The organism is Pimelobacter simplex (genome assembly GCF_900114845.1).
Classification (GTDB): Bacteria; Actinomycetota; Actinomycetes; order Propionibacteriales; family Nocardioidaceae; genus Nocardioides; species Nocardioides simplex.
Map to the genome: position 1 here is coordinate 66,318 of NZ_FOUK01000009.1, position 25,057 is coordinate 91,374.

A 25,057-nucleotide genomic window follows, 5' to 3' on the forward strand; every position below is an offset into this window, starting at 1 on the left:
GTGACCCGGGCGTCAGGTCAGCCCGTCACGACCTTCCGGGCCACCGGCCCGGGCCGTCTCGTCGGCCTCCTCGCCGTCGGAGCCGAGACCGGCCTCCCGGGCGCGCACGATGAGCTGGCCCCGATCAGGGACGTCGAGCTTGGCCAGCACGCCGTACACGTAGTTGCGCACGGTCTTGGTGCTGAGCACGAGGCGGCGCGCGATGGTGGCGTTGTCGTAGCCGCGGGCGACCAGGTCGACGACCTCGCGCTCGCGGTCCGTCAGCTCCGGGAACGGGACGGCGCCCCGGGTGCGCGCGCCCGACAGGTACAGCGCACCGCGCTGGGCCAGCTGCGGGCCGAGCATGAAGTCGCCGTTGGCGACCGAGCGGACCGCCCGCTCCACCTCGGCCGGCGACGCGCCCTTGAGCAGGAAGCCACGCGCCCCGGCCCGGATCGAGGCGAACAGCGAGTCGTCGTCGCCGAACATGGTGATCACGAGGATGCCCAGGGTCGGGTCGCGCCGGCACAGCTCGCGCGTGGTCTCGACGCCGGAGTCGTCGCCGAGGTCGAGATCCATGAGGACCACGTGGGGCGCGTGGGTGTCGGCCAGGGCGAGTGCCTCGTCCCGGTCCGCGGCCTCGCCGACCACCTCGACGTCCGGCAGGGAGCGCAGCAGGGCGCTCATCCCGATCCGGAACACGGGATGGTCGTCGACGACCAGCACCCGGATCGGCTCGGCCCCGTTCACGGCAGCAGCATGACCACCGAGGTCCCCCTTCCGTCGCCTCCGGCGACCTCGACGGTGCCGCCCAGCTCGGCGGCGCGTTCGCGCATGGACGCCGTCCCGACGCCTGGGACGGCCGTGGCGTCGATGCCCCGGCCGTCGTCGCCGACCTCGAGCCGGACGCCGCCGTCGGCCGGCAGGTCGAGCCGGATCCGGCAGTGCCGGGCGCCGGCGTGGCGGGCGGCGTTGCGGACCGCCTCGGCGGCGACCTGGTAGGCGACGATCTGGTGGATGCCGTCGAGCCGGTCCGCATGGGGGGCGTCGACGGAGACCGAGAAGCGGGACGTGGAGTAGCGGTCGGCGAGCAGGTCGAGCGCGGCGCCCAGCCGGCCCTCGTCGAGCACCGGCGGGAGCAGCACCCGCGCCATCTGGCGGACGTCGTCCGCGCGGCGGCTCAGCTCCTCGGCCAGGCGGCGCAGCAGCACGGTGTCGTCGGCGTTGAGCGACGACGTAGTCGGCACCGCGGCGAGCGCGAGCGCCGTGCCGGACAGCGCCGGGCCGAGGCCGTCGTGCAGCTCGCGGCGCAGCAGCCGCCGCTCCTCGTGGCGCACCTCGACCACCCGGGCCCGGGCCTCCTCGACGGCCCGGTTGGCGTCGTCGAGCTGGGCGGCGACCGCGACCAGGCCGGAGATCTGGCGCAGCAGGCGCACGGTCCGCGGGTCGAGCCGCTCACCGCGCGGCGGCACCACGCTCAGCGTCCCGATCTCACGGCCGCGGGGGCGCAGCGGCAGCGAGAGGGTGCGCCCGGCGTCGTCGGGCTCGTGGCGACCGGAGACCGCGACCGGGACGTCGTCCAGGCGGACCTCGACGCGGGCCAGGCGCAGCGCCCGCCGCAGCGCGTCGAGCAGGCCGGCGAGCTGGGGACTGTCGGCGTCCCCGGAGTCGAGCGCCTGGGCGACCCGCTCGAGGAGCGCCGACGGGTCGGCGCCGGAGCCGAAGACGAGGCGCTCCACCTGACCCTGCAGCCAGTCGCGCAACGGCAGGACGGCGAGCGCGAGCACGGCCACCACCACGAGCCCCGTGGACTCCGCGCCCATCGGCGTGATCATGCCGAGCGCCCACACCGCGACGACGTACGCCGCGACGAGGGTGGTGGTGAGCAGGACGCCGACCAGCGTCCGCGAGATCGCCAGGTCGACCCGCCACGAGGGCTGGCGCCGGATCAGCACGAACACGGCGCCGACGAGCATCACCTCGGCCGTGGTCAGCAGTGCCGTGCCCGCGGGGAACCACGGGCCGTCGATGCTGACGCCGATCTCGAACACCATGTAGGCGAAGGCGACGGTGACCAGCGACATCAGCAGCCACGCCAGGCCGCGGCGCTGCTCGGCGTCGCCGGTGCGCAGGCGGTGGCCGATCCAGACCGCGACGGCCAGGCCGAGGAGGAAGTAGATCGGGATCAGCGCCCCGTCGACGTCGTACGCGAGGTCCGAGAGGGCACCGCCGCCTGTGAGCGGGTGCGGCGGCGCCTGCGGAACCTGGATGAGCACCCGGACCGCCGTCGCCAGCACGACCACGGCGCCGCCGGCGATCGCGAACCGGCGGGCCCAGCCGCGCGGCGGGCCCGGCGTCAGCAGGAACGGGACGACGAGCAGCGAGACCAGGGTCGCCGTCGTCCAGCCGGTGAGGAGGAGGGGCGAGGCCCAGCCGAGGCCGGGCAGCGGCGGGTGTGCCACGCCGATCACGGACCAGGCGATCCCGGCGGCCGTGACGCCGTACCCCCAGCCGGCGACGAGGAAGGCCCAGCCCACCGCGTGCCGGCTGCGCACCACGATCAGCGCGCCCAGCGGGGCGTAGATCAGGCTCATCACCAGGTCGAGCGGGGCCAGCTCGCGGCGCACCTCGTACGCCGGGTCGGCGACCTGCGCCGTCGCGAGCAGCGCGACGATCGTGGCGCCCGCCAGCAGCGCCTGCCCCACCCCGAGCGCCACCGCGGCGCGCTCGGGCGCCCCGAGGACCCGTCCTCGGGGCGTGGAGGGTCGCGGCACCGGCACCCCGCCATCATCGCGGGTCGGACGGCCCGATGGGACGGGTTCGGTGTCCTCGACATCCGGGCCGTCGCGGTCCCCCGGCGGGTGCCCTGACACAATCGGGGGATGAGCGCGAGCACCCCGCTGAGCACCGACGTCCTCGTCGTCGGCGCCGGCCCGGCCGGCTCCGCCGCGGCCACCTGGGCCGCGCGCGCCGGGCTCGACGTCGTCCTGGCCGACGCGGCGGTCTTCCCGCGCGACAAGACCTGCGGCGACGGGCTCACCCCGCGGGCGATCGGCGAGCTCGAGCGGCTCGGCCTGCGCGACTGGGTGCGGGCCCACACGGTCAACCAGGGCCTGCGCGCGCACGGCTTCGGCCAGACCCTCCACCTGCCCTGGCCCGGCGGTCACCTGCCCGACTGGGGCAGCGCGATCGCTCGCACCGAGCTCGACGACCACCTGCGCACCACGGCGCTCAAGGCCGGCGCCACCGGGCTCGACGGCGCCCGGGCCGTGGACGTCGAGATGTCCGGCGCGCGGGTCGCGTCCGTCGTCTTCAAGGACGGGCGCGTGGTGACCTGCCGACGGCTGATCGTGGCCGACGGCGTCCGGTCGCCGCTCGGCAAGGTGCTCGGCCGCGAGTGGCACCGCGACACCGTCTACGGCGTCGCCGGGCGCTCCTACGTCACCTCGACGCGCGCCGACGACCCGTGGATCAGCTCGCACCTCGAGCTGCGCGGCGAGCAGGACGAGATCCTGTCCGGCTACGGCTGGATCTTCCCCCTCGGCAAGGACAGCGGCGAGGTCAACCTCGGCGCCGGCACGCTCGCCACCGCGAAGCGCCCCGCCGACGTCGCTATCAAGCCGCTCATGAAGCTCTACGCCGACCGGCTCCGCACCGAGTTCGGGCTAGGCTCCGAGCTGCGCGCGCCGACGTCCGCCCTGCTGCCGATGGGCGGCGCGGTCTCCCACGTCGCCGGCCGCAACTGGGCCCTCATCGGCGACGCCGCCGCCTGCGTCAACCCGCTCAACGGCGAGGGCATCGACTACGGCCTCGAGACCGGCCGCGTGGTCGCCGAGCTGCTCGCCTCCTCCGCCGACGTCGACCTCGGCGTGGTGTGGCCGCAGGTCCTGCGCGAGCACTACGGCGAGTCGTTCTCCATCGCCCGCCGCCTGGCCGGCCTGGTCACCGTGCCGCGGCTGCTGCCCGCGCTCGGACCGGTCGGGATGCGCTCGGACCTGCTGATGACGCTCGCCCTGCGCTGGATGGGCAACCTCGTCACCGACGACGACCGGGACCGCGCCGCGCGGATCTGGCGGTGGGCGGGCAAGCGCTCGCTCGCCAAGGACGCCCGGCCCCCGTTCTCCTGAATCCCGCCGCCGAGCGTCGTACCGGACAAAACGGTCGTGAATTCGGCGATTTCGCAACCGAAATGTCCGGTACGACGATAAACCCGGCACCCCCTAGGGTGGAGGGAGAGCGACAGGAGACGGTGATGGGGCAGCGGGTGCAGCGGTTGGCGGCGTACGCCGTCATCATCCGCGGCGACCAGATCCTGCTCTCCCGGCTCTCGGAGCGGGTCACCCGCAAGGAGCTGTGGTCCCTGCCCGGGGGCGGGGTCGACCACGGCGAGGACCCGCGGGACGCCGTCGTCCGCGAGGTGTACGAGGAGACCGGGCTCGACGCCCAGGTCGACGAGACCGCCCACGTCTACTCGCTCCACGTCGCCGACTCGTGGCGCCGCGGACGGCGGGTCGACGCGCACTCGGTGCGGATCGTCTACGAGGGCTGGGTGCCGGCCGACGCACCGGAGCCGCACGTGACCGAGGTCGACGGGTCGACGGCGGAGGCGGCGTGGAAGCCGGTCGCGCAGGTGCTCGACGGGACGGTGCCGACGGTGAGCCTGGTGGCCGAGGCGCTGGCGTCGTACCGGATCCGGCAGCGGCAGCGCACCGCCGCCTACGCGTACGTCGTCCGCGATGACGCGATCCTGCTGACCCGCACCTCCGACCTCGCGCCCGACCCGGGCACCTGGCACCTGCCGGGCGGGGGCATCGACCACGGTGAGGCGCCGACCGACACGATCCGGCGCGAGCTGTGGGAGGAGTGCGGGCTCGAGGGCGAGGCGACCGGTCTGCTCACCGTGCTCGACCACCACTTCACCGGGACCGCGCCCAACGGCCGGGCCGAGGACTTCCACGCGATCGGCGTGATCTACCGGGCCGAGGTCGGGCCGGGCGAGCCGCGCGTCGTCGAGGAGGGCGGGACGACCGACGGCGTCGCGTGGGTGCCGCTGGCCGATGTCGCGGCCGGCCGGCTGAAGGTCTACGGCTCGGTGCGCGCCGCCATCGAGGCGGCCGGCGATACTGTCGCCGGGTGACTGAGACCGTCTTCACCTATGCCGCGCCCGCGCTGAAGTTCGGGCGGGGCGCCGCCGCCGAGATCGGGTACGACGTCCGCGCCTGGGGCGCGCGCCGCGTCCTGCTGGTCACCGACCCGGGCGTCGCCGCGACCGGTCACCCCGAGCGGGTGGCCGAGGGACTGCGCGCCCGCGACCTGCAGGTCGTCGTCTTCGACCGGTCCCGGGTCGAGCCGACCGACGTCTCGCTCGAGGAGGCGGTGGCCTTCGCGCGCGCCGAGGGTCCGTTCGACGCGGTCGTCGCCGTCGGCGGCGGCTCGTCGATCGACACCGCCAAGGCGGTCGCGCTGCTGGTGACCAACCCCGGCGAGCTGATGGACTACGTCAACGCGCCCATCGGCAAGGCGCGGGCACCGCAGCAGCCGGTGCTGCCGCTGGTCGCCGTGCCGACGACGACGGGGACCGGTGCGGAGTCGACCACGATCTGCGTGATGGACGTCCTCGCGCTCATGGTGAAGACCGGGATCAGCCACGCGGCGCTGCGCCCCCGCCTCGCCGTCGTCGACCCGGCGCTGTCGGCGACCCAGCCGCCGGGCGTGCTCGCGGCGGCCGGCATGGACATCCTCTGCCACGCGCTCGAGAGCTACACCGCCCGCTGGTACGGCGACTTCGACGCCAAGCAGCCCGAGCAGCGGGTGCCGTACTGCGGCTCGAACCCGATCGCGGACCTGTGGTCCGAGCGAGCGCTGGGCCTGCTCGCGACGGCTTTCCGGGCCGCCGTCCACGATGCGCGCGAGGGACGCGACGGCAGCGAGGCCGCCGAGCAGATGGCGCTCGCCGCGACCTTCGCCGGGCTCGGCTTCGGCAACGCCGGCGTCCACATCCCGCACGCCAACGCCTACCCGATCGCGGGCCGGGTGCAGGACTTCCGCCCGGCCGACTACCCCCAGGACGAGCCGATGGTCCCGCACGGCATGGCGGTCGCGCTGACCGCGCCCGAGGCGTTCCGGTTCACCTTCGACGCCGCGCCCGAGCGGCACCTGCGCGCCGCGCGGCTGCTCGACCCGGCCGCCACCGGCGCCGACGGCCCGGGGCTGCTGCCCGACGTGGTGGCGAGCCTGATGCGCGACATCGGCATCCCCAACGGCCTCGGCGAGGTCGGGTACGGCGCGGGCGACGTCGACGCGCTCGTCGACGGATCGCTGAAGCAGCAGCGCCTCCTCGCCACGGCGCCCAAGGAGGTCACCGGCGACGACCTCGCGTCGATCATCGGTGCCTCGCTGGAGCACTGGTGACACCGACTACCATCGTCGGGTGAATCCTCGTCACCGCCGCCTGATCATCCCGGCCGCACTGGTGGCGCTGCTGCTCATCGTCGTCGTCGCCGCGCTGCTGCGATGAGCACCCTGACCCTCGACGAGGGCCTGGCGCAGGTCCGCGCCGACCTGCTGGCCGACGACCGGCTGCTGCGCGCGGTCGCCTCGGGACGCCGTCGTGCCGCGACGCCGCCGTGGCGGCGGGTCGAGCTCCGCTGGGTCGACCTCAAGGCCGGGCGCCACCTGCAGATCGTCCGGTACGACGCCACGCAGGCGCACACGGCGAACCACCTCGCCGGGGCGCCGGCCGAGGAGGCCGTCGATGCGCTGCTGACCGAGCCGTTCGGCAACTGGACGGTCGAGACGCCCGGGCGCCAGCTCAGCCTCCGGGTGACGAAGAAGGGTGCCGCGGCCGTGCACACGACGTCGCGTGCCGCTGACGAGCAGGACCCCGACCGCAGCCACGACCGGGCCAAGGACCGGCTGCTGCCCGAGGACGACCCGGTGCTGCGGGTGCTCGGTCTCTCCGACGCGCAGGGGCGGGTCAAGCCGACCCGGCGTGCGAAGTACCGCCAGGTCGAGGACTTCCTGCGCATCCTCGACCACACCGTGGCCGACGCCGTCGCCAAGGGTCAGGTCCGCACGCCCACCGCCGACGACCCGCTGCGCGTCGTCGACCTCGGCTGCGGCAACGGCTACCTCACGTTCGCCGCGCAGCGCTTCCTCAGCGAGCGGCGCGGGCTGCCGGTCCGGCTGACCGGCGTCGACGTCAAGGAGCAGTCGCGCGACCACAACAACGCGGTCGCGCGCGAGCTCGGCATCGAGGCGACGTTCGTGGCCGGCACCATCGGCGACGCCGTCCTCGACCAGGCACCCGACGTCGTGCTCGCGCTCCACGCCTGCGACACGGCGACGGACGACGCGCTCGCCCGCGCGGTCGCCTGGGAGGCGCCGCTCGTGCTGGCCGCGCCCTGCTGCCACCACGACATCGCGGCCCAGCTCCGGACGGCGCCCGCACCGGCGCCGTACGCCGCGCTGGTGCGCGACGGCATCCTCCGCGAGCGCTTCGCCGACACGCTGACCGATGCGCTGCGGGCGTTGCTCCTGCGGCGGGCGGGGTACCGGGTCGACGTGATCGAGTTCGTCGACAGCCAGCACACGCCGCGCAACACCCTGCTCCGCGCGGTCCGCGCGGGGTCGGCCGCCGACACCGGCGACACCCGCGAGTACGACGACCTCGTCGCCGCGTGGGGCGTGCGCCCGCGGCTCGGGGAGCTGCTGGCAGGGCGGTGAGCCGCGTGGAGAAGCTGCTCTTCCTGCTGCTGCCGGTGCCCTTCGCCGTCGGCCTGCTCAGTCCCGGCGCCGCGGTCGCGCCGATCCCCGGCGACCCGGTCTTCGCGTTCACCGACCCGCAGATCGCCGAGTCGAGCGGCCTCGTCGCCGGCGACGGCGTGGTCGTCACGGTCAACGACTCCGGCGACAGCAACCGCATCTTCACCGTCGACACGAGCACCGGCGACACCGTCGGGATCACCCGCTGGCAGGGCGAGGCGCGCGACCACGAGGCCCTCGCGCCCGCCGGCGAAGGCGAGGTGTGGGTCGGCGACATCGGCGACAACGCGGCCAGCCGCGACCACGTGTCGGTGGCGCGGGTGCCCTACGGCCGCGGCGACAAGACGGTGACCGCGCCGACGTACGAGCTCGTCTACCCCGACGGACCCCACGACGCCGAGACGCTGCTGAGCGACCCCGCGACCGGGCGCCTCTACGTCGTGGCCAAGGAGTTCATCGGCCGTCTCTACGCGGCGCCGGCGAAGCTCGACCCCGACCGCCCCAACCGGCTCGAGCCGGTCGGCGAGGTGCTCGGCATCGCCACCGACGGTGCCTTCTTCCCCGACGGCAAGCACGTCGTGCTGCGCAACTACGGCCAGGCCGTCGTCTACACCTGGCCCGGGCTCGACCGGGTCGCCCGCTTCGACCTGCCCGCGCAGCGGCAGGGTGAGGGGATCGCGGTCGCCGCCGACGGGGAGGTGCTGCTGAGCTCCGAGGGTGAGGGCGCCGAGGTGCTGAGCGTCGCGCTGCCGCTGCCGGAGGCGACGCCGTCCGAGGGGGCGTCCGAGGGTGCTGCCGAGCCGGCCCCGGCGACCGACGACGACCCGGCGGCCCAGCTCGTGTGGTGGCCGTGGGCTGCCGCGGCCGGTGCTGCGGCGGTGGTCGCGCTGCTCGCCTGGGTGGGCATCGCGCGGAGGAGGAGCTGACATGCCACGGCTACGTCGTACGTCGCCCGAGGAGCCGGGCTGGACCCGGCGCCGGGCCGGGCGCGGCTTCGTCTACGTCGACGCTGCCGGCGACCGGCTGCCCGACGACGACGTGCAGCGCTGCCGCGACCTGGTGATCCCGCCGGCCTGGACCGACGTCTGGATCAGCCCGCACCCCCACGGCCACCTGCAGGCGGTCGGCACCGACGACGCGGGCCGGCGCCAGTACCTCTACCACCCGGCCTGGGTGGCGCGCCGGGCCGAGGAGAAGCACGAGCGCGTGGTCGGGCTCGGACGACGGCTGCCGCGGATCCGGGAGCGGGTCCTGGCCGACCTCGCTGCCGACGACCTCGGCCCGACGGCGACGTGCGCGCTCGCCGTCCGGCTGCTCGACCTGGGCTGCTTCCGGGTCGGCAACGACGTCTACGCCGCCGAGAACGGCTCCTTCGGGCTGACCACCCTCGAGCGCGACCACGTACGACGCTCCGCCGGGGCGCTGGTCTTCGAGTTCACCGGCAAGTCCGGGATCGAGCACCACGTCGAGATCGACGACGAGATCGCGGTCGCCGCGCTCGACCGCCGCCGCCGGCGCCGCCGCAAGGACCGGCGGCTGCTCGACGTGGGCTCCGACGACGTCAACGACTACGTGCGCGAGGTCAGCGGGCTCGAGGTGACCGCCAAGGACTTCCGCACCTGGCACGGCACCGTCCTCGCCGCCACCGCCCTCGCCGACGCACCGGGGACCGAGGCGTCCGCGACCGTCCGCAAGCGGGCGGTCGCCGCCGCGATGCGCGAGGTCGCGGAGTTCCTCGGCAACACGCCCGCGCTGGCGCGCTCGGCGTACGTCGACCCGCGGGTGGTCGACGCCTACGAGGAGGGGCGCACGATCCGGCCCGCGCTCCGGCGTGGGGGAGACCGGGAGCGCGCGACGCTCCGTCTGCTGGCGGGCCGCTGATGGCCGAGCACGAGTTCACCGCCGAGCTGTGGCGCTGGCAGGCGCGCGACGAGACGACGGGTGGGGCCTGGTTCTTCGTCAGCCTGCCGTTCGAGGTGTCGGACGCGATCGAGGAGGAGACCGGACCGCGCAAGGGCTTCGGCAGCGTCCGGGTCGAGGTCAGCGTCGGGTCGAGCACCTGGCGGACGTCGGTCTTCCCGAGCGTCGAGGAGAAGACGTTCGTGCTGCCCGTCAAGAAGGCCGTCCGGGTCGCCGAGGGCCTGACCGAGGGTGGACCCTGCACGGTGCGGCTGCGTACGGTCGACTGATGCGCATCGAGGTCGTCGAGGGCGACATCACCCAGCAGGACGTCGACGCCGTGGTCAACGCCGCCAACCGCGCGATGCGCGGCGGCGCCGGCGTCGACGGCGCGATCCACCGGGCCGGTGGGCCCGAGGTGCTCGACGACTGCCGGCGCCGGTTCCCCCACGGGCTCGCGACCGGTGACGCCGGCTGGACGACGGCCGGGCGGATGAGCGCGCGCTGGGTGATCCACGTCGTCGGCCCCAACCGCAACGCCGGCGAGACCGACCGGACGCTCCTCACGTCCTGCTACCGCCGGGCGCTCGAGGTCGCCGACGAGCTGGGCGCGCGCTCGATCGCCTTCCCGCTGATCAGCGCCGGCGCCTACGGCTGGCCGCGCGAGGACGCCGTGGACGCGGCCCTCGAGACGCTGCGCGCGACGCCGACGCAGGTCGAGGTGGCGCGCATGGTGGCCTTCGGCGAGGCCGTCCACCAGCTCATCGCCGCGCGCCTCTGAGAGGCTCCGGCGTCGGGACCTGGTCCCGATTTCGGGGATGCGGTCGTCACCCGTTCGGCGGAAGGTCGTTGGTCAGGCACCGGACCACCGACCGCCCCGAGAGGAGCCGACCATGCCGATGGAGCTCACCACCGCCGTCCTGCTGGTCGCCGTCACGCTGGTGTGCGTGGGTTGGCTGCTCCGCTCGCCGCGGCCCGTCCCGGCGAGCACCGAGGGGCCGGCCGCCGACGAGTGGCGCGACGCCGCGCTGCGGCACTTCTCCGAGCACCGCGACCTGCAGCGCACGGTCGCCGAGGCGCTGAGCACGCCCGGTGCCGTCACCGGCGCCACCCGGCGCGACCTGATGGTCGCGCTCGGGGTCCCGCAGGTCGACGTCTACGCCTGAGGCCGCCTCAGCGGCGCCGGGCCAGCACGAAGCCGTGGTCGTGGCGCTCGCCGCCGACCGCCGCACGACGGGCGGTCGCGAGGACCGCGAAGCCGCGCTCGGCCAGCAGCCCAGCGACCTCGTCGGGCTCGTGGAGCACCCCGTGCAGCGTCGTCTGCTGGCGGTAGGCGGTGCCGTCGACCACCCGCTCACCCCGTCCGGCCTGGAAGCCGAGCAGCAGGACGCCGTCGGTGACCAGGACCCGGGCGAGCTCGCCGGCGATCGTCGCGACCTCGGCTGGGGTGCTGTGGATGATCGCGTACCAGCACAGCACCCCGCGCAGTGACGCCGTCGCGTGGGGGAGCGCCCGCAGGTCGGCCGCGGCGAGCGGCGTCCCGGGATGCCCGCGCCGGGCGTGGGCGAGCATGCCGGGGGACAGGTCCACCCCGGTGAGCGGTGCGACGCCCCGTTCGGCGAGGTGCGTGAGCATCCGCCCGGTGCCGCACCCGGCGTCGAGCACGGGTGCCGGGTGCGCCGGCAGGGCCGCGACGAGCTCGTCGAGCAGGCCGCGCTCGAGCGGTCGCTCGTGGCGCAGGTCCGGGATCAGCTCGGCGTAGTCGTCCGCGACCCGGTCGTAGAACGCCCGCGTCGCCGGCGTCCGGCCGGCGCCCGCCGAGGTGCCGGTCAGAGCGCCCCGACGACGTAGTCGATCGACGCGGTGAGCGCCTCGATGTCGGCGGCGTCGATCGCCGGGTACATGGCGATCCGGAGCTGGTTGCGGCCCAGCTTGCGGTAGGGCTCGGTGTCGACGATCCCGTTGGCGCGGAGCACCTTGGCGATCTCGGCGGCGTCGATCGACTCGTCGAAGTCGATGGTGCCGATCACCAGCGAGCGGTTGCCCGGCTCGGCCACGTACGGCGTCGTGTACGACGTCCGCTCGGCCCAGCCGTAGAGCGCGTCGGACGAGGCCGTGGTCCGCTCGACCATGCCCTTGAGGCCGCCCTGGGCGTTCATCCAGTCGAGCTGCTCGGCCATGAGGAAGAGCGTGGCGACCGACGGGGTGTTGTAGGTCTGGTTCTTGGCCGAGTTGTCGATCGCGGTCGGCAGGTCGAAGAAGGCCGGGATGTGCCGGTCGGAGGCGCCGATGCGCGCCGCGCGCTCGAGGGCGGCGGGCGACATCGTGGCGATCCAGAGCCCGCCGTCCGAGGCGAAGCACTTCTGGGGCGCGAAGTAGTAGACGTCGGTCTCGGTCAGGTCGACCGGGAGGCCGCCGGCGCCCGAGGTGGCGTCGACGAGGACGAGGGCGCCGTCGGTGCCGGCCGGGCGGACGACGGGCGCCATCACGGCGGTCGAGGTCTCGTTGTGGGCCCAGGCGTAGACGTCGACGCCGTCCTCGGCGACGGCGTCGGGGCGGCTGCCCGGGTCGCTCTTGATCACCGACGGGGTGTCGAGCCACGGGGCCTGCTCGGCGGCCTTGGCGAACTTGGCCGAGAACTCGCCGAAGGTCAGGTGCTGCGACTTCTTCTCGATCAGCCCGAAGGTGGCGATGTCCCAGAACGCGGTGGCGCCGCCGTTGCCGAGCACGACCTCGTAGCCCTCGGGCAGCGAGAACAGCGCGGCCAGGCCCTCGCGGACCCGCCCGACGACGTTCTTGACGGGCGCCTGGCGGTGCGACGTCCCCATCAGGGTGTCGCCGGTGGCGGCCAGCGCGTCGAGGTGGCTGGTCTGGATCTTCGAGGGGCCCGCGCCGAAGCGGCCGTCGGCGGGCTTGAGGTCGGCGGGGATCACGATCGCGTCAGTCACGGTGGCACCTTCTCATCGCAGCATGCGGGAGGGACAGGCTGACGACGCTGTCAGAGATGGCTCTAGTCTGACAGGCCCGTCACACCCGCTGGAAATCGCTAGGCCGCCCATGGACACCCCCTTCGACCTGCGCCCGGTCGGCTACCTCCACGCCGACGCCGCGGCCCTCGTGGCACGGGTGCAGCTCGAGTACGTCGAGCGGTACGGCTCGCCCGACGAGAGCCCCGTCGACCCTGCCGTCTTCGATCCGCCCGAGGGCCTCTTCCTCGTGGGGTACGACGGCCCGGACCCGGTCGCGACGGGCGCCTGGCGCCGGTCCCCGGTGCGCGTGCTCGGCGGCACCAGCGCGGTCGAGGTGAAGCGGATGTACGTCGTCCCGGAGCGCCGCGGACGGGGCCTCGCGCGCCGCGTGCTCGCCGCGCTCGAGGCCAGCGCCCGGGCGGCCGGGCACGACCTGGTCGTGCTGGAGACCGGTCTGCGCCAGCCCGAGGCGATCGCGCTGTACCGCAGCGCGGGCTACGAGGAGGTCCCGGGCTTCGGCTACTACCAGGACGCGCCGCTCTCGCGCTGCTTCGGCAAGCGAGTCTGAGGTCACGCAATAGCCCGTCGCGCCGGGGCGTTGGGCGGGGGTGAGTGAATCCTCGGGAGCAGGCCTGCGCCGTGAGCTGAGCCTGCGTCACCTCGTCGCCAGCGGCCTGGTCTTCATCGGGCCGGCGGCGCCGGTCGGCATCTTCGGCACCCTCCTCGCGCGCAGCCACGGCGCCGTGGTGTCGGTCTACGTCGTCGCCACGGCGGTGATGACGCTGACCGCGCTGGCCTACGCCCAGCTCTCGGCGGTCGTGCCGCGCGCCGGCTCGGTGTTCTCCTACGCCACCGCGGCGATCGGCCCGCGGACCGGCTTCGTGGCCGGCTGGATGGTGCTGCTCGACTACCTGCTCATCCCGAGCGTGGCGTTCCTCTTCACCGGCCTGGCAATGCACTCGTTCGTGCCGGGCGTCCCGGCCTGGCTGTTCTCGGGCGCCGCGGTCGTGGTCGCCACCCTGCTCAACCTCAGCGGCGCGCGGGTCCTGGCGCGGGCGGCGATCGCGGTCGTCGTCGCCGAGACCGTCGTGCTGCTGGTGGTGCTGGCAGGTGCGCTCGGCGTCCTGCTGCACAGCGGGACGACGCAGCCGTGGCACGCGCCGCTGACCGGGGTCGGCGGCTTCTCGGTGACGGCGGTCGTGGGCGCCGTGTCGGTCGCGGCGCTGGCGTTCCTGGGCTTCGACGCCATCGCGACCTTCGCCGAGGAGAGCGCCGGCGCGCCGCGCCTCGTCGGCCGCGCGATGGTCGCGTGCCTGCTCGCGGCGGGCGTGCTCTTCCTCGTGCAGACCTACCTGGTGGCACTCATCACGCCCGTCTCGCCGGCCGAGCTCGCCGCCGACCCGGCGCTGCAGGGGACCACCTTCTACGACGCCACCCGCGAGCAGGTCGCGCCCTGGCTGGCCACCACGCTCGGGGTGTCCAAGGCGCTCGGCGCGACCTTCGCCGGGATGGTCGGCATCGCCGCCGGCAGCCGGATCGTGATGACCATGGCGCGCGAGGGCCGGCTCCCCGCCGTGCTCGGCCGGGTGTCGCGCCGCGGCGGCGTCCCCGTGCTCGCCACGGCCGGGATCACCGTCGTCACGCTGGTCCTCGCCGTGTGGGCCGCGCACGAGCCGACCGGCCTCGACCTGCTCGCGTCGACCGTCTCGCTCGGCGCCCTGTCGGCGTTCCTGCTGCTGCACGCCTCGGTCGTCGGCTACTACGTCGTCCGCCGGGGGAGCCGCCGCTGGGTGCTCCACCTCGCGGTCCCGGTCGCCGGCGCGCTCGCCCTGGCCGCGATCATCGTCTACGCCGACCACCACGCCCAGACGGTCGCCGCCGTCTGGCTGGCGCTCGGCCTGCTCTACGCCGTCCTCACCGGAAGGAAGCCCGCCCGTGGCTGACTCGTACGCCGTCTCCGCGCGCCGCTCCGGCGCCGCCACCGCCACCGTCTCCAACGGCACCGCCGCGGTCGAGGTCGGCGGACCCGGCCTCACGCCCGTCGAGCTGCTGCTCGGCAGCGTGGCCAGCTGCATGCTCGCCACGATGGTCGACCACGCCCTGCGCAACGCCATCCCCAGCGACGACCTCCACGTCGAGGTCAGCGGCGAGATGGCCAACCGGCCGCGCCGGGTGGGCGTCGTCCGGGCAGTCGTGCACGTGGGGCCCGAGGTGAGCGCCGAGCAGGCCGAGGCGCTGCTCCGCGCCGCGCACCGGTGCCCGGTGCACACGACGCTGGAGCAGCAGCCCCGGCTGGAGATCTCGCTCGCGAGCTAGGCGACGTCCCGTCGGCGCACCAGCAGCACGCTGCCCGCCACCGCGAGCACCAGGTAGACCGCGACGGTGATCGCCGCGCGCCCGACAGGCACGGTGTCGAGCACGCCGGGCGTCCCGTCGCCGGCGCCCACGCCGACGATCCCCCCGATCAGCGAGCCGGCCGACGTGCCGGGCAGCACCTCGGTGAGGCTCTCGACCCAGCCGAGCAGCTGGCCCACACCCCGCAGCAGGTTCTCCACGACCAGCGCCCAGACCAGGCCGAGACCGACCGAGAGCGCGGGCCCACGGGCGAGCGTCCCGAGCAGGAAGCCCAGCAGCGCCCACATCTCCAGCACCAGGAAGCCGGCGCCGAACGCCTCGGTGACCGAGCCGAACGACGGCATCACGACGTCCTGGTTCTCGCTCGCGGTGATGATCAGCGAGATGCCGAGGTCGAGGCCGAGGGTCACGACGAGCGTGGTCAGCACGACCGCGGTCAGCGCCGTGACCGAGCCCAGCAGCGCCGGGGTACGGCGCACGCCCTGCGCGAAGAGGGTCTTCCAGGTGCCCCAGCCGTAGCCGTTCCCGGCCACGAGCGCGCCGAGCACCATCATCAGCGCACCGCCGAACATCGGCATGCCCTGCAGGAAGACGTCGGGCACCGCGTCCGGCAGCATCCGGGCCAGCTGCTCGGCCTGGGTCGTGCCCTCGTCGGCGAAGCTCGCGTCGCCGCTCGTGTACGACAGGTAGGTGAACAGGTAGCCGAACATGATGCTCAGCAGCAGCCAGGCGCCCAGCGTGATCCACACGGCAGGCCAGGCCCGCAGCCGCATCAGCTCGGCGCGCGTGCTGCGCGTGGTGGCGGTCAGGGTGCTCATGCCGGTACCTCCTGGTGGGGGTGGGTGGAGGTCATCTCGAAGAAGACCTCCTCGAGGCTGCGCTCGGCAGCGGTGATCTCGTGGACGTCGGCGCCGGCCGCGACGAGTGCGCGGGCGACGTCCGGGGCGCGCTCGGCGGGCAGCGAGAGCAGCAGGGCGCCGTCGGACTCGCGCCGGACGCCGTCGTCGCCGGCCAGGCGCATCGCGACCGCGAGCGCCTCCGGCTCCGGCGTGGCGCGGATGCGGAGGGAGACACCGCCGCGCAGCTCGGCGACCGTCGACTCGCGCAGCAGCCGGCCGTCGTTGATGACGCCGACCCGGTGGCAGATCTCCTGCACCTCGGCGAGCAGGTGGCTCGACAGCAGCACCGTGCGGCCCTCGCGGGCCAGGTCGACGACCAGGGCGCGCATGTCGGCCATGCCTGCGGGGTCGAGCCCGTTGGTCGGCTCGTCGAGGACGATCAGCTCGGGATCGCCCATCAGCGCGGCGGCGACGCCGAGGCGCTGCTTCATGCCGAGCGAGTACCCCTTGAACTTGTCGTCGCCGCGGCCGGCCAGGTCGACCCGGCCGAGCACCCGCTCGACCTCGGCGTCCGTCAGGCCCCGGTGCCGGGCGAGCACGCGCAGGTTCGCGCGGCCCGACAGGTAGGGGTGGAAGCCCGGACCCTCGATCAGTGCGCCGACCGACGGGTCGGCGTACGCGGTGCCGGAGGTGGGCCGGATCAGGCCGAGCAGCATCCGGAGCGTGGTCGTCTTGCCGGCCCCGTTGGGACCGAGGAAGCCGTACACCTCGCCGCGCCGCACGGTCATGGTCACCTTGTCGACGGCGACCCGGTCGCCGTAGACCTTCGTGAGGTTCTCGGTGGTGGCCACCGGAGCGTTGGTGTTCATGGAGCCACCGTCCCCGGTTCGCGGCGTCCTGGCGTCCGTCGTGCGGCGGCTGCGGCGTACGCAGTTCTGCGTACGGCGGCGGCGCCTGTCGTCGTACGCGGGGACGGGCGGGGCGCTCTAGCCTCGGCACATGACCCATCCGAGCGTGGCCGAGCTGACCCGTGCCCACCGTGCGTGGTGGCCGTGGGCCGTGCTGATCATCGCGTTCCTGGGCACGGCCGCGTCCAACGCCGCGAACGACCGCCATCCCGTCGCGCTGGCGGTGCTCCTCGTCGTCGCGGCGACGGTGCCGGCCGTGCTGCCGCCGCTGCCGGCCCGGACGGCGGGGCTCGCCCTGGCGCTGTCGGGGGCGCTGTGCGGGATCTACTTCGCGCTGGGCTTCGCCGACGGACCGGTCTTCCTGGCCCTGCCGACGGTGACCTTCCTGGCCGGGGCCGCCGTGCCGTTGGCGGGCTGGCTGCCGGGGGCGCTCGCCGGCGTGACGCTGATGGCCGCCGGCCTGGCCGCGCGCTGGGAGTGGCACGCCGACGAGCCGCACAAGAGCCTGTGGCAGGCGATCGGGATGGCCGGCGTCGTGCTGGCCGCCGGCGCGGTCGCGACCGCGACCCGGAACCGCTTCGAGGCGCGCGCCGAGCGCGTCGGCCGGGCGGCGACCGAGGAGCGGCTGCGGATGGCGCGGGACCTCCACGACGGCGTCGGCCACGGGCTCGCGGTGATCGCGATGCAGGCCGGCGTCGCGCTGCACGTGCTGGGGCGCGACGACGACAAGGTGCGCGCCAGCCTCGAGGCGATCCGGTCGCTGAGCAAGGAGTCCCTCGACGCGCTGCGCGCCGAGCTCGCCGTCATCGCCGGCGAGCCCGCGCCGCGGCGTCCCGCGCCGGGCGTGGCCGACATCCCGGCCCTGGTCGACCGGGTCCGGGCCGCGGGCCTGCGGGTCGAGGTCACCGGGACGCCGGGTGCGCTGTCGCGCGAGGCCGGCGAGGCGTCGTACGCGGTGGTGCAGGAGGCGCTGACCAACGTGCTGCGACACGCGTCCGCCGAGACCGCCTGGATCGCGTGGTCGTCGGCCGGCGCGAGCACCGTGCTCACCGTGCGCGACGACGGGCGCGGCGGGGACGTGCAGGATGAGGGCATGGGCATCGGCGGCATGCGCGCGCGGGTCGCCGCCGTCGGCGGCACGGTCCGGGTGGGGCCGCGGCCGAACGGCGGGTTCGCCGTCGTCGCGGAGCTGCCGGAGCTGCCGGAGCTGCCGCGGTGATCCGGGTCGCGCTGGTCGACGACCAGCCCCTGGTCCGGATGGGCCTGGCCGCCCTCGTCGACTCCGAGCCGGACCTCGAGCTCGCGGGCGAGGCGGCCGACGGGCGCGAGGGGCTCGCGCTGCTGCGTCGGACCCGGCCGGACGTGGTGCTCTGCGACATCCGGATGCCCACCCTCGACGGCCTCGGCATGCTCGCCGAGGTGTCCGCCGACGCCACCCTCGCCGACGTGCGGATCGTGATGCTGACGACCTTCGAGCTCGACGAGTACGTGTTCGAGGCGCTCCGCAACGGCGCCAGCGGCTTCCTGCTCAAGGACGCCGAGCCCACCGCGATCCTCGACGCCGTCCGCGTCGTCGCCGCCGGCGGCTCGCTGCTCGCCCCCTCGGTCACCCGCACCGTGATCGAGCACTTCGGCGCCCGCCGTCCCGCGCAGGTGCACCCGCGCCTGGGCGACCTGACCGACCGCGAGCGCGAGATCCTCGGCTGGGTGGCGACCGGGCGCTCCAACGGCGAGATCGCCGCCGCGCTCGTCGTCAGCCCGGACACCGTGCGCACCCACGTCAGCCGGGCGATGGTGAAGCTGGGCGCGCGGGATCGTGCGCAGCTGGTGGTGTTCGCGATCGAGTCGGGGCTCGGCCGCTCCTAGGGGAGCGCGCGCAGGGCGGCGCGGAGGTCGTCGAGCGTGCGGTACGACCGCCACGCGCCCATGAGCTCGTCGTGGCCCCCGACCAGCGCCCCACAGCTGTCGACGAGGACGCCGTCGGGTTGCCCGCCGTACAGGCGCGTGCCGGGCGGGAGCGCCGGCGGCGGGCTGTCGTAGTCGGCGGTCGCGTCGTTGACGAGCAGCAGCATCCGGGTGCCCGCCGGCAGCGACCGGCGGAACTGCTCGATGCCGAACGACGGCTCGCCGGACTCGACGCTGACCGGGCCCTGGCTGATCGGCATCCGCAGGACGCCGTCGGGGACGGCATCGGGGTGGCGGCCCCCGATGCGCTCGGTGATCGCGAGCTCGGCGACCAGGTAGGGGACGCGGTCGCCGTCGTCGCGCTGGTCGAAGCCGTCGACGATCCGGACCAGCTCGGCGACGACGACCAGGTCGGACGCGGCCAGCACCTCGGCGGGGGTGCGGGGCTCGTAGTCGTAGGCGCCACCGGCGCGCAGGGCGCCGACGTCGACCGGGCGGCAGTCGGCGGAAGGGGTGGGCGTCGGGGACGGGGACGGGGCGGCCGGTGCCACCGATCGCTCGGCCGGGTCTCGGCGGTCGAGGGCCCGCCCGTTCTCGGCGCTGCAGCCGGCCAGCGCGAGTGCTGCCGTGACGGCGGTGGCGGCCGCGACCGTGAGCCCGGCGCGGGAGGCGTGGCGTGGGGACATGTCAGAACCAATCGTCGATGTGCCCGCGGTGGTGGGCGGTCCAGGTGCGTGTCCAGGCATCGGTGATCGTGCCCGTCCATCCGACGCGCTGGCAGCTCTCGTGAGGTGCGTTGAAGTGGTTCAGGCCGAGCGTGTGCCCGAGCTCGTGGCAGGCCGTCTTGCGGTACTGGCGGTTGCGGTTGTCGTCGGCGCCGTAGTGGGACCGGATGAGGCTGCCGTTGACGGTCACGCGGTAGCGATCGCACAGGCCGTTGTCGAACCGGCGCCTGCACTCGGTGAGGCCGATCGCCTCCGTTCCGTTCACGATGACGGTCGCCCCCCGCCAGACGACGTCGGTCTGCCCCCCGGACGAGCTGGTGTCGCACGGGACCATCTCGAAGGTGGTGGCGTCGGTGGATGCGGCGAGGTAGTCCATCGCCGCGATCATCCGGTTCCTGAGTGCCGCGACCGGGGGCTCGGCGTCGTGGAAGCAGTAGGTGTGCGCCCCGCGGTCCGGGTTGAACACGCCGTAGTCCTCGCCCCAGTCAGTGGGCCAGGGGTCGGCGTTCGCCGCCGGTGCCGTCATCCCCGAGAGCGCGACGACCAGAGCGCCGACCACGGTCACGACGATGCGGTGGGCCAGGCGTGGCGCCGGCTCGGTCGGCATGCGCACCTCCTCGCTCGGCAGGTTCCCGCACCGTAGGACCGGGCGGGGCCGCCGGGCCAGGCTCCTGCCCGATCCATGCGCAAACCGGCGATCGTCAGCCCCGCGAGCGACCCCGGACGCTCCCCGCGGCGACGTCGTCCGGCACGCCCACGCCCGGCAGGTTGTCGTCGGCCGGCACGGGCGCGCCGACCACCCGGGTCACCGGGAGGTGCCCGCCCCAGGTCCCGGCCGCGACGTCGTCCGGCTCGTCGACGGGGCCGCCGGCGCGGGCCTTCATCGACGCCTCGTGCAGCGGTACGGCGAGCACGGCGGTCGCGGCGAGCTCCTTGCGGGTGCTGGGGCGCAGGGTGGCGGCCCGGCCGGGGATCATGTGGTCGACGATGAGGTCGAGGGCGCGCAGCCTCTCGTCGGGATCGTCGACGAGGCGGGCCTCGCCGATGACGACGGCGGAGCGGTAGTTCATCGAGTGGTGGAACGACGAGCGGCCGGCGACGAGGCCGTCGAGCTCGGTGACCGTCACGCAGACCGTGGCGCCGCCGGACTTCCGCAGCCAGCCGGCGGCCACCGAGCCGTGCACGTAGAGGGTGCCGCCGTGGTCGGGGCCGTCCGGGTCGACGGCGTACGCGGTGGGGAGGACGACGGGGTGCTCGCCGACGGTGACGCCCAGGTGGGCGATGTAGGCGTCGTCGAGGAGGGCGAGCAGGGCGGCGCGGTCGGCGACCGCGCGGTTGCGGCCGCGGTTGACCCGGGTGCGGTCGGTGGGCTCCATCGGGAGGGTCGGCGATGTCGTCATGGCACCATGGTGGTCGACAAGTGGCCTGCGAGCACGGGCCACTTCCCGCGACGATCGACAGGCCACTTCCGATGCTGCCCCTCCGCCTCGACCGCACCGACCCGCGGCCCCTCGGCACCCAGCTCGCCGACCAGGTCCGCCGCCTCGTGCTGGACGGCGTCCTCGCCCGCGGCGACCGGATGCCGGCCACCCGGCGGCTCGCGGCCGACCTCGGGGTCTCCCGCTCGGTCGTCGAGCAGGCCTTCGACCAGCTGCTGGCGGAGGGCTGGCTCGAGGCGCGGCAGGGAGCGGGCACCTGGATCGCCGGCGGTACGGCGGCCCCGCCCGCGGCACCGGCCCGGCGGCGCTCGGCGGGGCGCGAGCGGGAGCTGGTCATGCTCGACGCCGGCACCCCCTGGATCGACCCGCGGCACCAGGCGGTCTGGCGGCGGGCGTGGCGCGAGGTGTCGGTGGCCACGCCTCCCCGCGGGTACGACGACGCGCGCGGCCTCCCCGAGCTCCGCGCGCTGCTCGCCGACCGGCTCGGGCGCACCCGCGGCGTCGTCGTCGACGCCGACCGGGTCCGGCTCACCGGGGGCACCGGCGCCGGACTGCGCAACCTGCTGGCGGTCCTGCCGCCGGGCGCGGTCGCCGTCGAGGACCCCGGCTACCGGGCCGCCGTCGCGACGGTCGGCGAGGCCGGCCGCGCCGTCCGGGACCTCCCGGCGCTCGCGCCGGTCACCGACCTGGCGGGCTGCGCCGCGGCCTACGTCACCCCGGCCCACCAGCACCCCCTCGGCCGCGTGCTGCCCGCCGCCGACCGGCTCACCCTGCTCGCGACCGCGCGCCGCGACGGGGCGCTGGTGGTCGAGGACGACTACGACTCGGAGTTCCGCTACGACGTCGCCCCGGTGCCCGCGCTCGCCGCGCTCGACCGCGAGCAGGTCGCCTACCTGGGGACGGCGTCCAAGGCGATCCTGCCGTCGCTGCGCCTCGGCTGGTCCGTCGTCCCGGACCGGCTGCTCGACAGGTACGACGCGCACCGCGGCCTCACCCACGACGTCCCGCCGTGGCCGGTGCAGCGTGCCCTGGTCACGCTCCTGCGCGACGGGTACGTCGACGCGGTGGTCCGCTCGGCCCGCCGGGTCTACGCCGAGCGGGCGCCGCGCGTCGTGGCCGCGCTGTCGCCGTACGCCGAGCTGGCGGGGCCGGTCGCCGGGATGTACAGCACCTGGCTGCTCCCGCACGCCCGCGCGGTGCGCGCCCGGGCCGCCGCCGAGGAGGCCGGCTTCCGGGTCAACCTGCTGCGCGACTACTGCCGCTCGGCCGTGCTCAGCGGGCTCGTCGTCGGGTTCGGTGGCCCGACCGACGCCGAGCTCGACCGCGCGCTGGAGGTGCTGGCGGGGTCGCTCAGCTCGCCGGCTCGCCGATCTTGACCGGACGGCCCGCGAGGTAGCCGGCGGTGATCTGGACGGCACCGAGCCCGACCAGGAGAGCGCAGGGGAGCGCCCAGCCGCCGGAGCTGTGGTGCAGGATCCCGACGAGCAGCGGGCCTCCGGCGGCGAGCGCGTAGCCGATGCTCTGGGCCATCGTCGACAGCGACGCCGTGTCGGCGCTCGACGTGGTGCGCATGGCGAAGAACGACAGCGTCACCGGGAAGACCGCGCCGCCGGCGCCGAGCAGTGCCGCCCAGATCCAGGCGCCGTCGTGCGGCGCGAGCCACAGGCCGGCCCAGCCGAGCACGGTCAGCCCGGTGAGCAGGAAGACCAGGTGGCCCTGCTGGCGCAGCCGGGCCGCGAGGCTGGGCGCGAGGAAGAAGAACGGGACGCCGATCGCGATGCTCAGCGCCAGCAGCAGGCCGGCGGTCGCGTCGCTGAACCCGGCGTCGGCGTACAGGCTGGGGAGCCAGCTCATCATCACGTAGGCGTAGAGCGACTGGGTGCCGAACAGGATCGTCACCGCCCAGGCGGTGGGGTTGCGCAGCATCGAGGCGCCGCGGATCGCGGAGCGGGCCGGGTCCTTGCGGCGGCAGTACGGCGCCCACGCGACCGCCGCGACCACGGCGGCCAGCGCCCAGACGCCGAGCCCGGCACGCCAGGAGCCCGCGGCGTTGGCGATCGGCACGGTGGACGCGGCGCCGACGGCCGAGCCGAGGGACAGGATCGCGGTGTAGGCGCCGGTCATCAGGCCGACCTGGCGCGGGAAGTGCTCCTTGACGATCGCGGGGATGAGCACGTTGGCCAGGGCGATGCCGGCGGTCGCGATGGCGGTGCCGGCGACGAGGGCCGGCGTCCCGTCGAGGACGCGCAGCACCAGGCCCGCGGCGAGCAGCCCCAGCGCGACCTCGAGCCCGCGGTCGACGCCGACCTTGCGGGTCACCACCATCGCGGTCGCGCCGACGACGGCGAAGCACAGCACCGGCAGCGAGGTCAGGATGCCCTGCGTGGCGCCCGAGACGCCGGCCTCGCCGAGCCGGTCGAGCAGCGCGCCGAGGCTGGTGATCGCCAGCCGCAGGTTGAACGCGACCAGCAGGACGGCGACGATGAGGCCGATGCCCGCACGCCCCCGTACCGTTGCCGCGCCCGGGGCCGACGGGGAGGCTGCGGACGACGACGAGGCGTGGATGGCGGCGGACATGCGGCTATTCTAAACAGACATCGGATGATTGGATGAAAGGAAGTCCATGCCGCTCACCCCGACCACCTCCGCCTCCCTGGTGGACCAGGCCATCGAGGGCATGCGCGCGCTGCTCGCGAGCGGCGAGTGGACCGTCGGCACGCGCATCCCGCCGGAGCCCGCGCTCGCGGCGGCGCTCGGCGTCAGCCGCAACACCGTGCGCGAGGCGGTCCGGGCGCTCGCCCACCTCGGGGTGCTCCACGTGCGGCGCGGCGACGGCACCTACGTGGCCGCCGCGACCGAGATGCAGGCGCTCATGCGCCGCCAGGTCGACCGGGTGGACCTCGAGCACCTGCTCGAGGTGCGGCACGCGATCGAGGTGCGCGCCGCGGCGCTGGCCGCCGAGCGGCGCACGGCCGAGGACCTGGCGGTCCTCGACGCGATCATGGCCCGCCGGCACGAGGCGCTCGAGAAGAGCGACGGCGAGGGGTTCATCGGGGCCGACGTCGACTTCCACGTCGCTGTCGTCGCGGCCGCCCACAACCCGCTGCTGGCCGAGCTGTACGACGGCCTGGTCGAGACCCTGCGGGCCAGCATCGACCTGCCCGGCACCGCCGACGCGCTGGCCGCCGAGCACGACGCGGTGCTCGACGCCGTCCGCGCGGGCGACCCGGTCGCCGCCGCGGCCGCCGGCGCCGAGCTCCTGGACCACGTCGAGCGCTGAGCTCACCCGCGCCGGGGCCGGCCGGCGAGCTGGCCGCCGAGGATCGCGGCGAGCGCCAGGGCGAACCCGGCCAGCTGCAGCGGCCGCAGCGACTCCCCGACCACGAGCCAGCCGAGGACGGCGGCGACGACGGGGGAGAGCAGGCCGAGCAGCGCCGTCGACGTGACCGGCAGCGAGCCGAGCCCGCGGAACCACAGCAGGTACGCCGCCAGCCCGCCGACCACGCCGAGCCACAGGTAGCCGCCTGCCGCCGGGACGTCGATCGCCGGCGGCGCGCCCTCCACGACGAAGGTCGTCGGCAGCAGCACCAGGCCGCCCGCGGTGAGCAGCCAGCTCACGAGGACCGGCGAGCTGACGCCCTCGGGCCGTCCCCAGCGGCGGGTCAGGACGACCCCCGCGGCCATCGACAGCGCGCCGCCCGCGCCGGCGAGGAGGCCGACCGGGTCGAGGCTCGCCGTCGGTCCGAGGACGACGAGCGCGACGCCCGCCACCCCGGTCAGCGCCCAGCCGACCTTGGCCGCGGTGGGCCGCTCGCCCAGCAGCGGCAGCGCGAGCGCGACGACGAGCAGCGGCTGGATCGCCCCGACCGTGGCCGCGACGCCGCCGGGCAGCCGCTCCGCCGCGGCGAACAGCAGCGGGAAGAAGAAGCCGATGTTGAGCGCGCCCAGCACGAGGACCCGCCACCACCAGACGCCGTGCGGCAGCCGGCGGAAGACCGCCAGCAGCAGGAGTCCGGCCGGCAGCGCCCGCAGGAGGCCCGCGAAGAGGGGGTGCCCGGCCGGCAGGAGCTCGGTCGTGACGAGGTAGGTCGTGCCCCACACCGCCGGCGCGAGCGCGGTCAGGGCGGTGAGGCCGACGGTGCCGGCCGGGCTCGTGGTGCCGTTGCTGGTGCTGGAACCGGTGCTGGTGCGCGTGCTGGTGCCGGTGGGGGCGGCCGGGCCGGTGGTGAGGGCGGTGCTGGTCATAGGTCCAGGGTCCGCCGCTCCGATCAATGA

The 25,057-nt window shown here is 75.0% G+C and carries 27 protein-coding genes; 16 read left to right on the forward strand and 11 right to left on the reverse strand.

What is annotated here, in order from left to right:
- Nucleotides 1-12 precede the first annotated feature (12 nt).
- Together BM223_RS27170 and BM223_RS27175 are read right to left on the reverse strand one after the other, a co-directional pair.
- On the reverse strand, nucleotides 13-729 hold the full coding sequence (locus BM223_RS27170; RefSeq protein ID WP_052138239.1) for a response regulator transcription factor: 717 nt from the start codon (nucleotides 727-729) through the stop codon (nucleotides 13-15).
- Entirely contained in the window at nucleotides 726-2,759 is a 2,034-nt protein-coding gene (locus BM223_RS27175) for a sensor histidine kinase (protein ID WP_141267142.1), read from the reverse strand. Before BM223_RS27175 ends, BM223_RS27170 begins: the two co-directional genes overlap by 4 nt.
- Before the next feature lie 102 nt (nucleotides 2,760-2,861).
- Here BM223_RS27175 and BM223_RS27180 point away from each other — a divergent pair, with 102 nt between their 5' ends.
- The 9 genes from BM223_RS27180 to BM223_RS27220 all read left to right on the forward strand — a co-directional run bounded on the left by BM223_RS27180 (nucleotide 2,862) and on the right by BM223_RS27220 (nucleotide 10,808).
- The gene (locus tag BM223_RS27180; RefSeq protein WP_038676962.1) at nucleotides 2,862-4,106 is read left to right on the forward strand and encodes a geranylgeranyl reductase family protein; all 1,245 of its coding nucleotides are present in this window, start codon (nucleotides 2,862-2,864) and stop codon (nucleotides 4,104-4,106) included.
- Between the two features lie 125 nt (nucleotides 4,107-4,231).
- Nucleotides 4,232-5,116 carry an NUDIX domain-containing protein gene (locus BM223_RS27185; RefSeq protein ID WP_038676964.1) on the forward strand — a complete coding sequence of 295 codons (885 nt, stop codon included), beginning with the start codon at nucleotides 4,232-4,234 and terminating at the stop codon, nucleotides 5,114-5,116.
- Nucleotides 5,113-6,390 (forward strand): hydroxyacid-oxoacid transhydrogenase, encoded by a 1,278-nt coding sequence (locus BM223_RS27190; protein WP_038676966.1) that lies wholly within the window; start codon nucleotides 5,113-5,115, stop codon nucleotides 6,388-6,390. The genes BM223_RS27185 and BM223_RS27190 overlap by 4 nt, the downstream gene beginning before the upstream one ends.
- Before the next feature lie 102 nt (nucleotides 6,391-6,492).
- A complete protein-coding gene (locus BM223_RS27195; protein WP_038676968.1) occupies nucleotides 6,493-7,704 on the forward strand; it encodes a class I SAM-dependent methyltransferase in 1,212 nt (403 codons plus the stop codon).
- 5 nt (nucleotides 7,705-7,709) lie between these two features.
- Nucleotides 7,710-8,669, forward strand: a complete 960-nt coding sequence (locus BM223_RS27200) for a hypothetical protein (protein ID WP_052138240.1) — start codon at nucleotides 7,710-7,712, stop codon at nucleotides 8,667-8,669.
- Nucleotide 8,670: 1 nt separating this feature from the next.
- Nucleotides 8,671-9,624, forward strand: a complete 954-nt coding sequence (locus BM223_RS27205; RefSeq protein WP_038676970.1) for a DNA topoisomerase IB — start codon at nucleotides 8,671-8,673, stop codon at nucleotides 9,622-9,624.
- The gene (locus tag BM223_RS27210) at nucleotides 9,624-9,932 is read left to right on the forward strand and encodes a DUF1905 domain-containing protein (protein WP_038676972.1); all 309 of its coding nucleotides are present in this window, start codon (nucleotides 9,624-9,626) and stop codon (nucleotides 9,930-9,932) included. Before BM223_RS27205 ends, BM223_RS27210 begins: the two co-directional genes overlap by 1 nt.
- On the forward strand, nucleotides 9,929-10,423 hold the full coding sequence (locus tag BM223_RS27215) for an O-acetyl-ADP-ribose deacetylase (RefSeq protein ID WP_038683489.1): 495 nt from the start codon (nucleotides 9,929-9,931) through the stop codon (nucleotides 10,421-10,423). Before BM223_RS27210 ends, BM223_RS27215 begins: the two co-directional genes overlap by 4 nt.
- 112 nt (nucleotides 10,424-10,535) lie before the next feature.
- Entirely contained in the window at nucleotides 10,536-10,808 is a 273-nt protein-coding gene (locus BM223_RS27220; RefSeq protein ID WP_038676974.1) for a hypothetical protein, read from the forward strand.
- A 7-nt stretch (nucleotides 10,809-10,815) separates the two neighbouring features.
- On the opposite strand, the gene BM223_RS27225 is transcribed toward BM223_RS27220, so the two are convergent.
- Both BM223_RS27225 and serC read right to left on the reverse strand, forming a co-directional pair.
- Entirely contained in the window at nucleotides 10,816-11,475 is a 660-nt protein-coding gene (locus tag BM223_RS27225; protein ID WP_075018795.1) for a class I SAM-dependent DNA methyltransferase, read from the reverse strand.
- The gene (gene serC, locus BM223_RS27230; protein ID WP_038676976.1) at nucleotides 11,472-12,590 is read right to left on the reverse strand and encodes a phosphoserine transaminase; all 1,119 of its coding nucleotides are present in this window, start codon (nucleotides 12,588-12,590) and stop codon (nucleotides 11,472-11,474) included. The genes BM223_RS27225 and serC overlap by 4 nt, the downstream gene beginning before the upstream one ends.
- 109 nt (nucleotides 12,591-12,699) lie before the next feature.
- Between serC and BM223_RS27235 the strand changes: the two genes are divergently transcribed.
- From BM223_RS27235 to BM223_RS27245, 3 genes are read left to right on the forward strand one after another with little or no spacing between them, the layout of a single operon-like run.
- Nucleotides 12,700-13,179, forward strand: coding sequence for a GNAT family N-acetyltransferase (locus tag BM223_RS27235; protein WP_038676978.1), 480 nt, complete (start codon nucleotides 12,700-12,702; stop codon nucleotides 13,177-13,179).
- 40 nt (nucleotides 13,180-13,219) lie between these two features.
- Nucleotides 13,220-14,554: an APC family permease gene (locus tag BM223_RS27240; protein WP_038676980.1), complete on the forward strand. Its 1,335-nt coding sequence runs from the start codon at nucleotides 13,220-13,222 to the stop codon at nucleotides 14,552-14,554.
- On the forward strand, nucleotides 14,547-14,927 hold the full coding sequence (locus tag BM223_RS27245) for an OsmC family protein (RefSeq protein WP_038676982.1): 381 nt from the start codon (nucleotides 14,547-14,549) through the stop codon (nucleotides 14,925-14,927). Before BM223_RS27240 ends, BM223_RS27245 begins: the two co-directional genes overlap by 8 nt.
- On the opposite strand, the gene BM223_RS27250 is transcribed toward BM223_RS27245, so the two are convergent.
- Both BM223_RS27250 and BM223_RS27255 read right to left on the reverse strand, forming a co-directional pair.
- Complete coding sequence (locus BM223_RS27250) at nucleotides 14,924-15,784, reverse strand: ABC transporter permease (protein WP_038676983.1); 861 nt, start codon at nucleotides 15,782-15,784, stop codon at nucleotides 14,924-14,926. The genes BM223_RS27245 and BM223_RS27250 overlap by 4 nt on opposite strands.
- Complete coding sequence (locus tag BM223_RS27255; RefSeq protein WP_038676985.1) at nucleotides 15,781-16,674, reverse strand: ATP-binding cassette domain-containing protein; 894 nt, start codon at nucleotides 16,672-16,674, stop codon at nucleotides 15,781-15,783. Before BM223_RS27255 ends, BM223_RS27250 begins: the two co-directional genes overlap by 4 nt.
- A 130-nt stretch (nucleotides 16,675-16,804) precedes the next feature.
- Between BM223_RS27255 and BM223_RS27260 the strand changes: the two genes are divergently transcribed.
- Both BM223_RS27260 and BM223_RS27265 read left to right on the forward strand, forming a co-directional pair.
- Complete coding sequence (locus BM223_RS27260) at nucleotides 16,805-17,932, forward strand: sensor histidine kinase (RefSeq protein ID WP_082003542.1); 1,128 nt, start codon at nucleotides 16,805-16,807, stop codon at nucleotides 17,930-17,932.
- A complete protein-coding gene (locus BM223_RS27265) occupies nucleotides 17,929-18,579 on the forward strand; it encodes a response regulator (RefSeq protein WP_038676987.1) in 651 nt (216 codons plus the stop codon). The genes BM223_RS27260 and BM223_RS27265 overlap by 4 nt, the downstream gene beginning before the upstream one ends.
- Here BM223_RS27265 and BM223_RS27270 read toward each other — a convergent pair.
- The 3 genes from BM223_RS27270 to BM223_RS27280 form a co-directional block, all read right to left on the reverse strand.
- The gene (locus BM223_RS27270) at nucleotides 18,576-19,304 is read right to left on the reverse strand and encodes a hypothetical protein (protein WP_038676989.1); all 729 of its coding nucleotides are present in this window, start codon (nucleotides 19,302-19,304) and stop codon (nucleotides 18,576-18,578) included. The two genes, BM223_RS27265 and BM223_RS27270, sit on opposite strands and share 4 nt — an antisense overlap.
- A 1-nt stretch (nucleotide 19,305) precedes the next feature.
- Nucleotides 19,306-19,950: a hypothetical protein gene (locus BM223_RS27275; protein WP_038676991.1), complete on the reverse strand. Its 645-nt coding sequence runs from the start codon at nucleotides 19,948-19,950 to the stop codon at nucleotides 19,306-19,308.
- Nucleotides 19,951-20,044: 94 nt separating this feature from the next.
- Nucleotides 20,045-20,743, reverse strand: coding sequence for a pyridoxamine 5'-phosphate oxidase family protein (locus BM223_RS27280; protein ID WP_038676993.1), 699 nt, complete (start codon nucleotides 20,741-20,743; stop codon nucleotides 20,045-20,047).
- 71 nt (nucleotides 20,744-20,814) lie between these two features.
- On the opposite strand from BM223_RS27280, the gene BM223_RS27285 reads away from it, so the two are divergent.
- On the forward strand, nucleotides 20,815-22,158 hold the full coding sequence (locus tag BM223_RS27285; RefSeq protein ID WP_038676995.1) for an aminotransferase-like domain-containing protein: 1,344 nt from the start codon (nucleotides 20,815-20,817) through the stop codon (nucleotides 22,156-22,158).
- Here the strand turns inward: BM223_RS27285 and BM223_RS27290 are convergent.
- Nucleotides 22,133-23,359 carry an MFS transporter gene (locus BM223_RS27290; protein WP_052138243.1) on the reverse strand — a complete coding sequence of 409 codons (1,227 nt, stop codon included), beginning with the start codon at nucleotides 23,357-23,359 and terminating at the stop codon, nucleotides 22,133-22,135. The two genes, BM223_RS27285 and BM223_RS27290, sit on opposite strands and share 26 nt — an antisense overlap.
- Before the next feature lie 46 nt (nucleotides 23,360-23,405).
- On the opposite strand from BM223_RS27290, the gene BM223_RS27295 reads away from it, so the two are divergent.
- Nucleotides 23,406-24,062: a FadR/GntR family transcriptional regulator gene (locus BM223_RS27295; RefSeq protein WP_038676997.1), complete on the forward strand. Its 657-nt coding sequence runs from the start codon at nucleotides 23,406-23,408 to the stop codon at nucleotides 24,060-24,062.
- A 2-nt stretch (nucleotides 24,063-24,064) separates the two neighbouring features.
- Here the strand turns inward: BM223_RS27295 and BM223_RS27300 are convergent, their stop codons facing one another.
- Nucleotides 24,065-25,027, reverse strand: coding sequence for an EamA family transporter (locus tag BM223_RS27300; protein ID WP_082003543.1), 963 nt, complete (start codon nucleotides 25,025-25,027; stop codon nucleotides 24,065-24,067).
- Nucleotides 25,028-25,057: the final 30 nt, after the last annotated feature.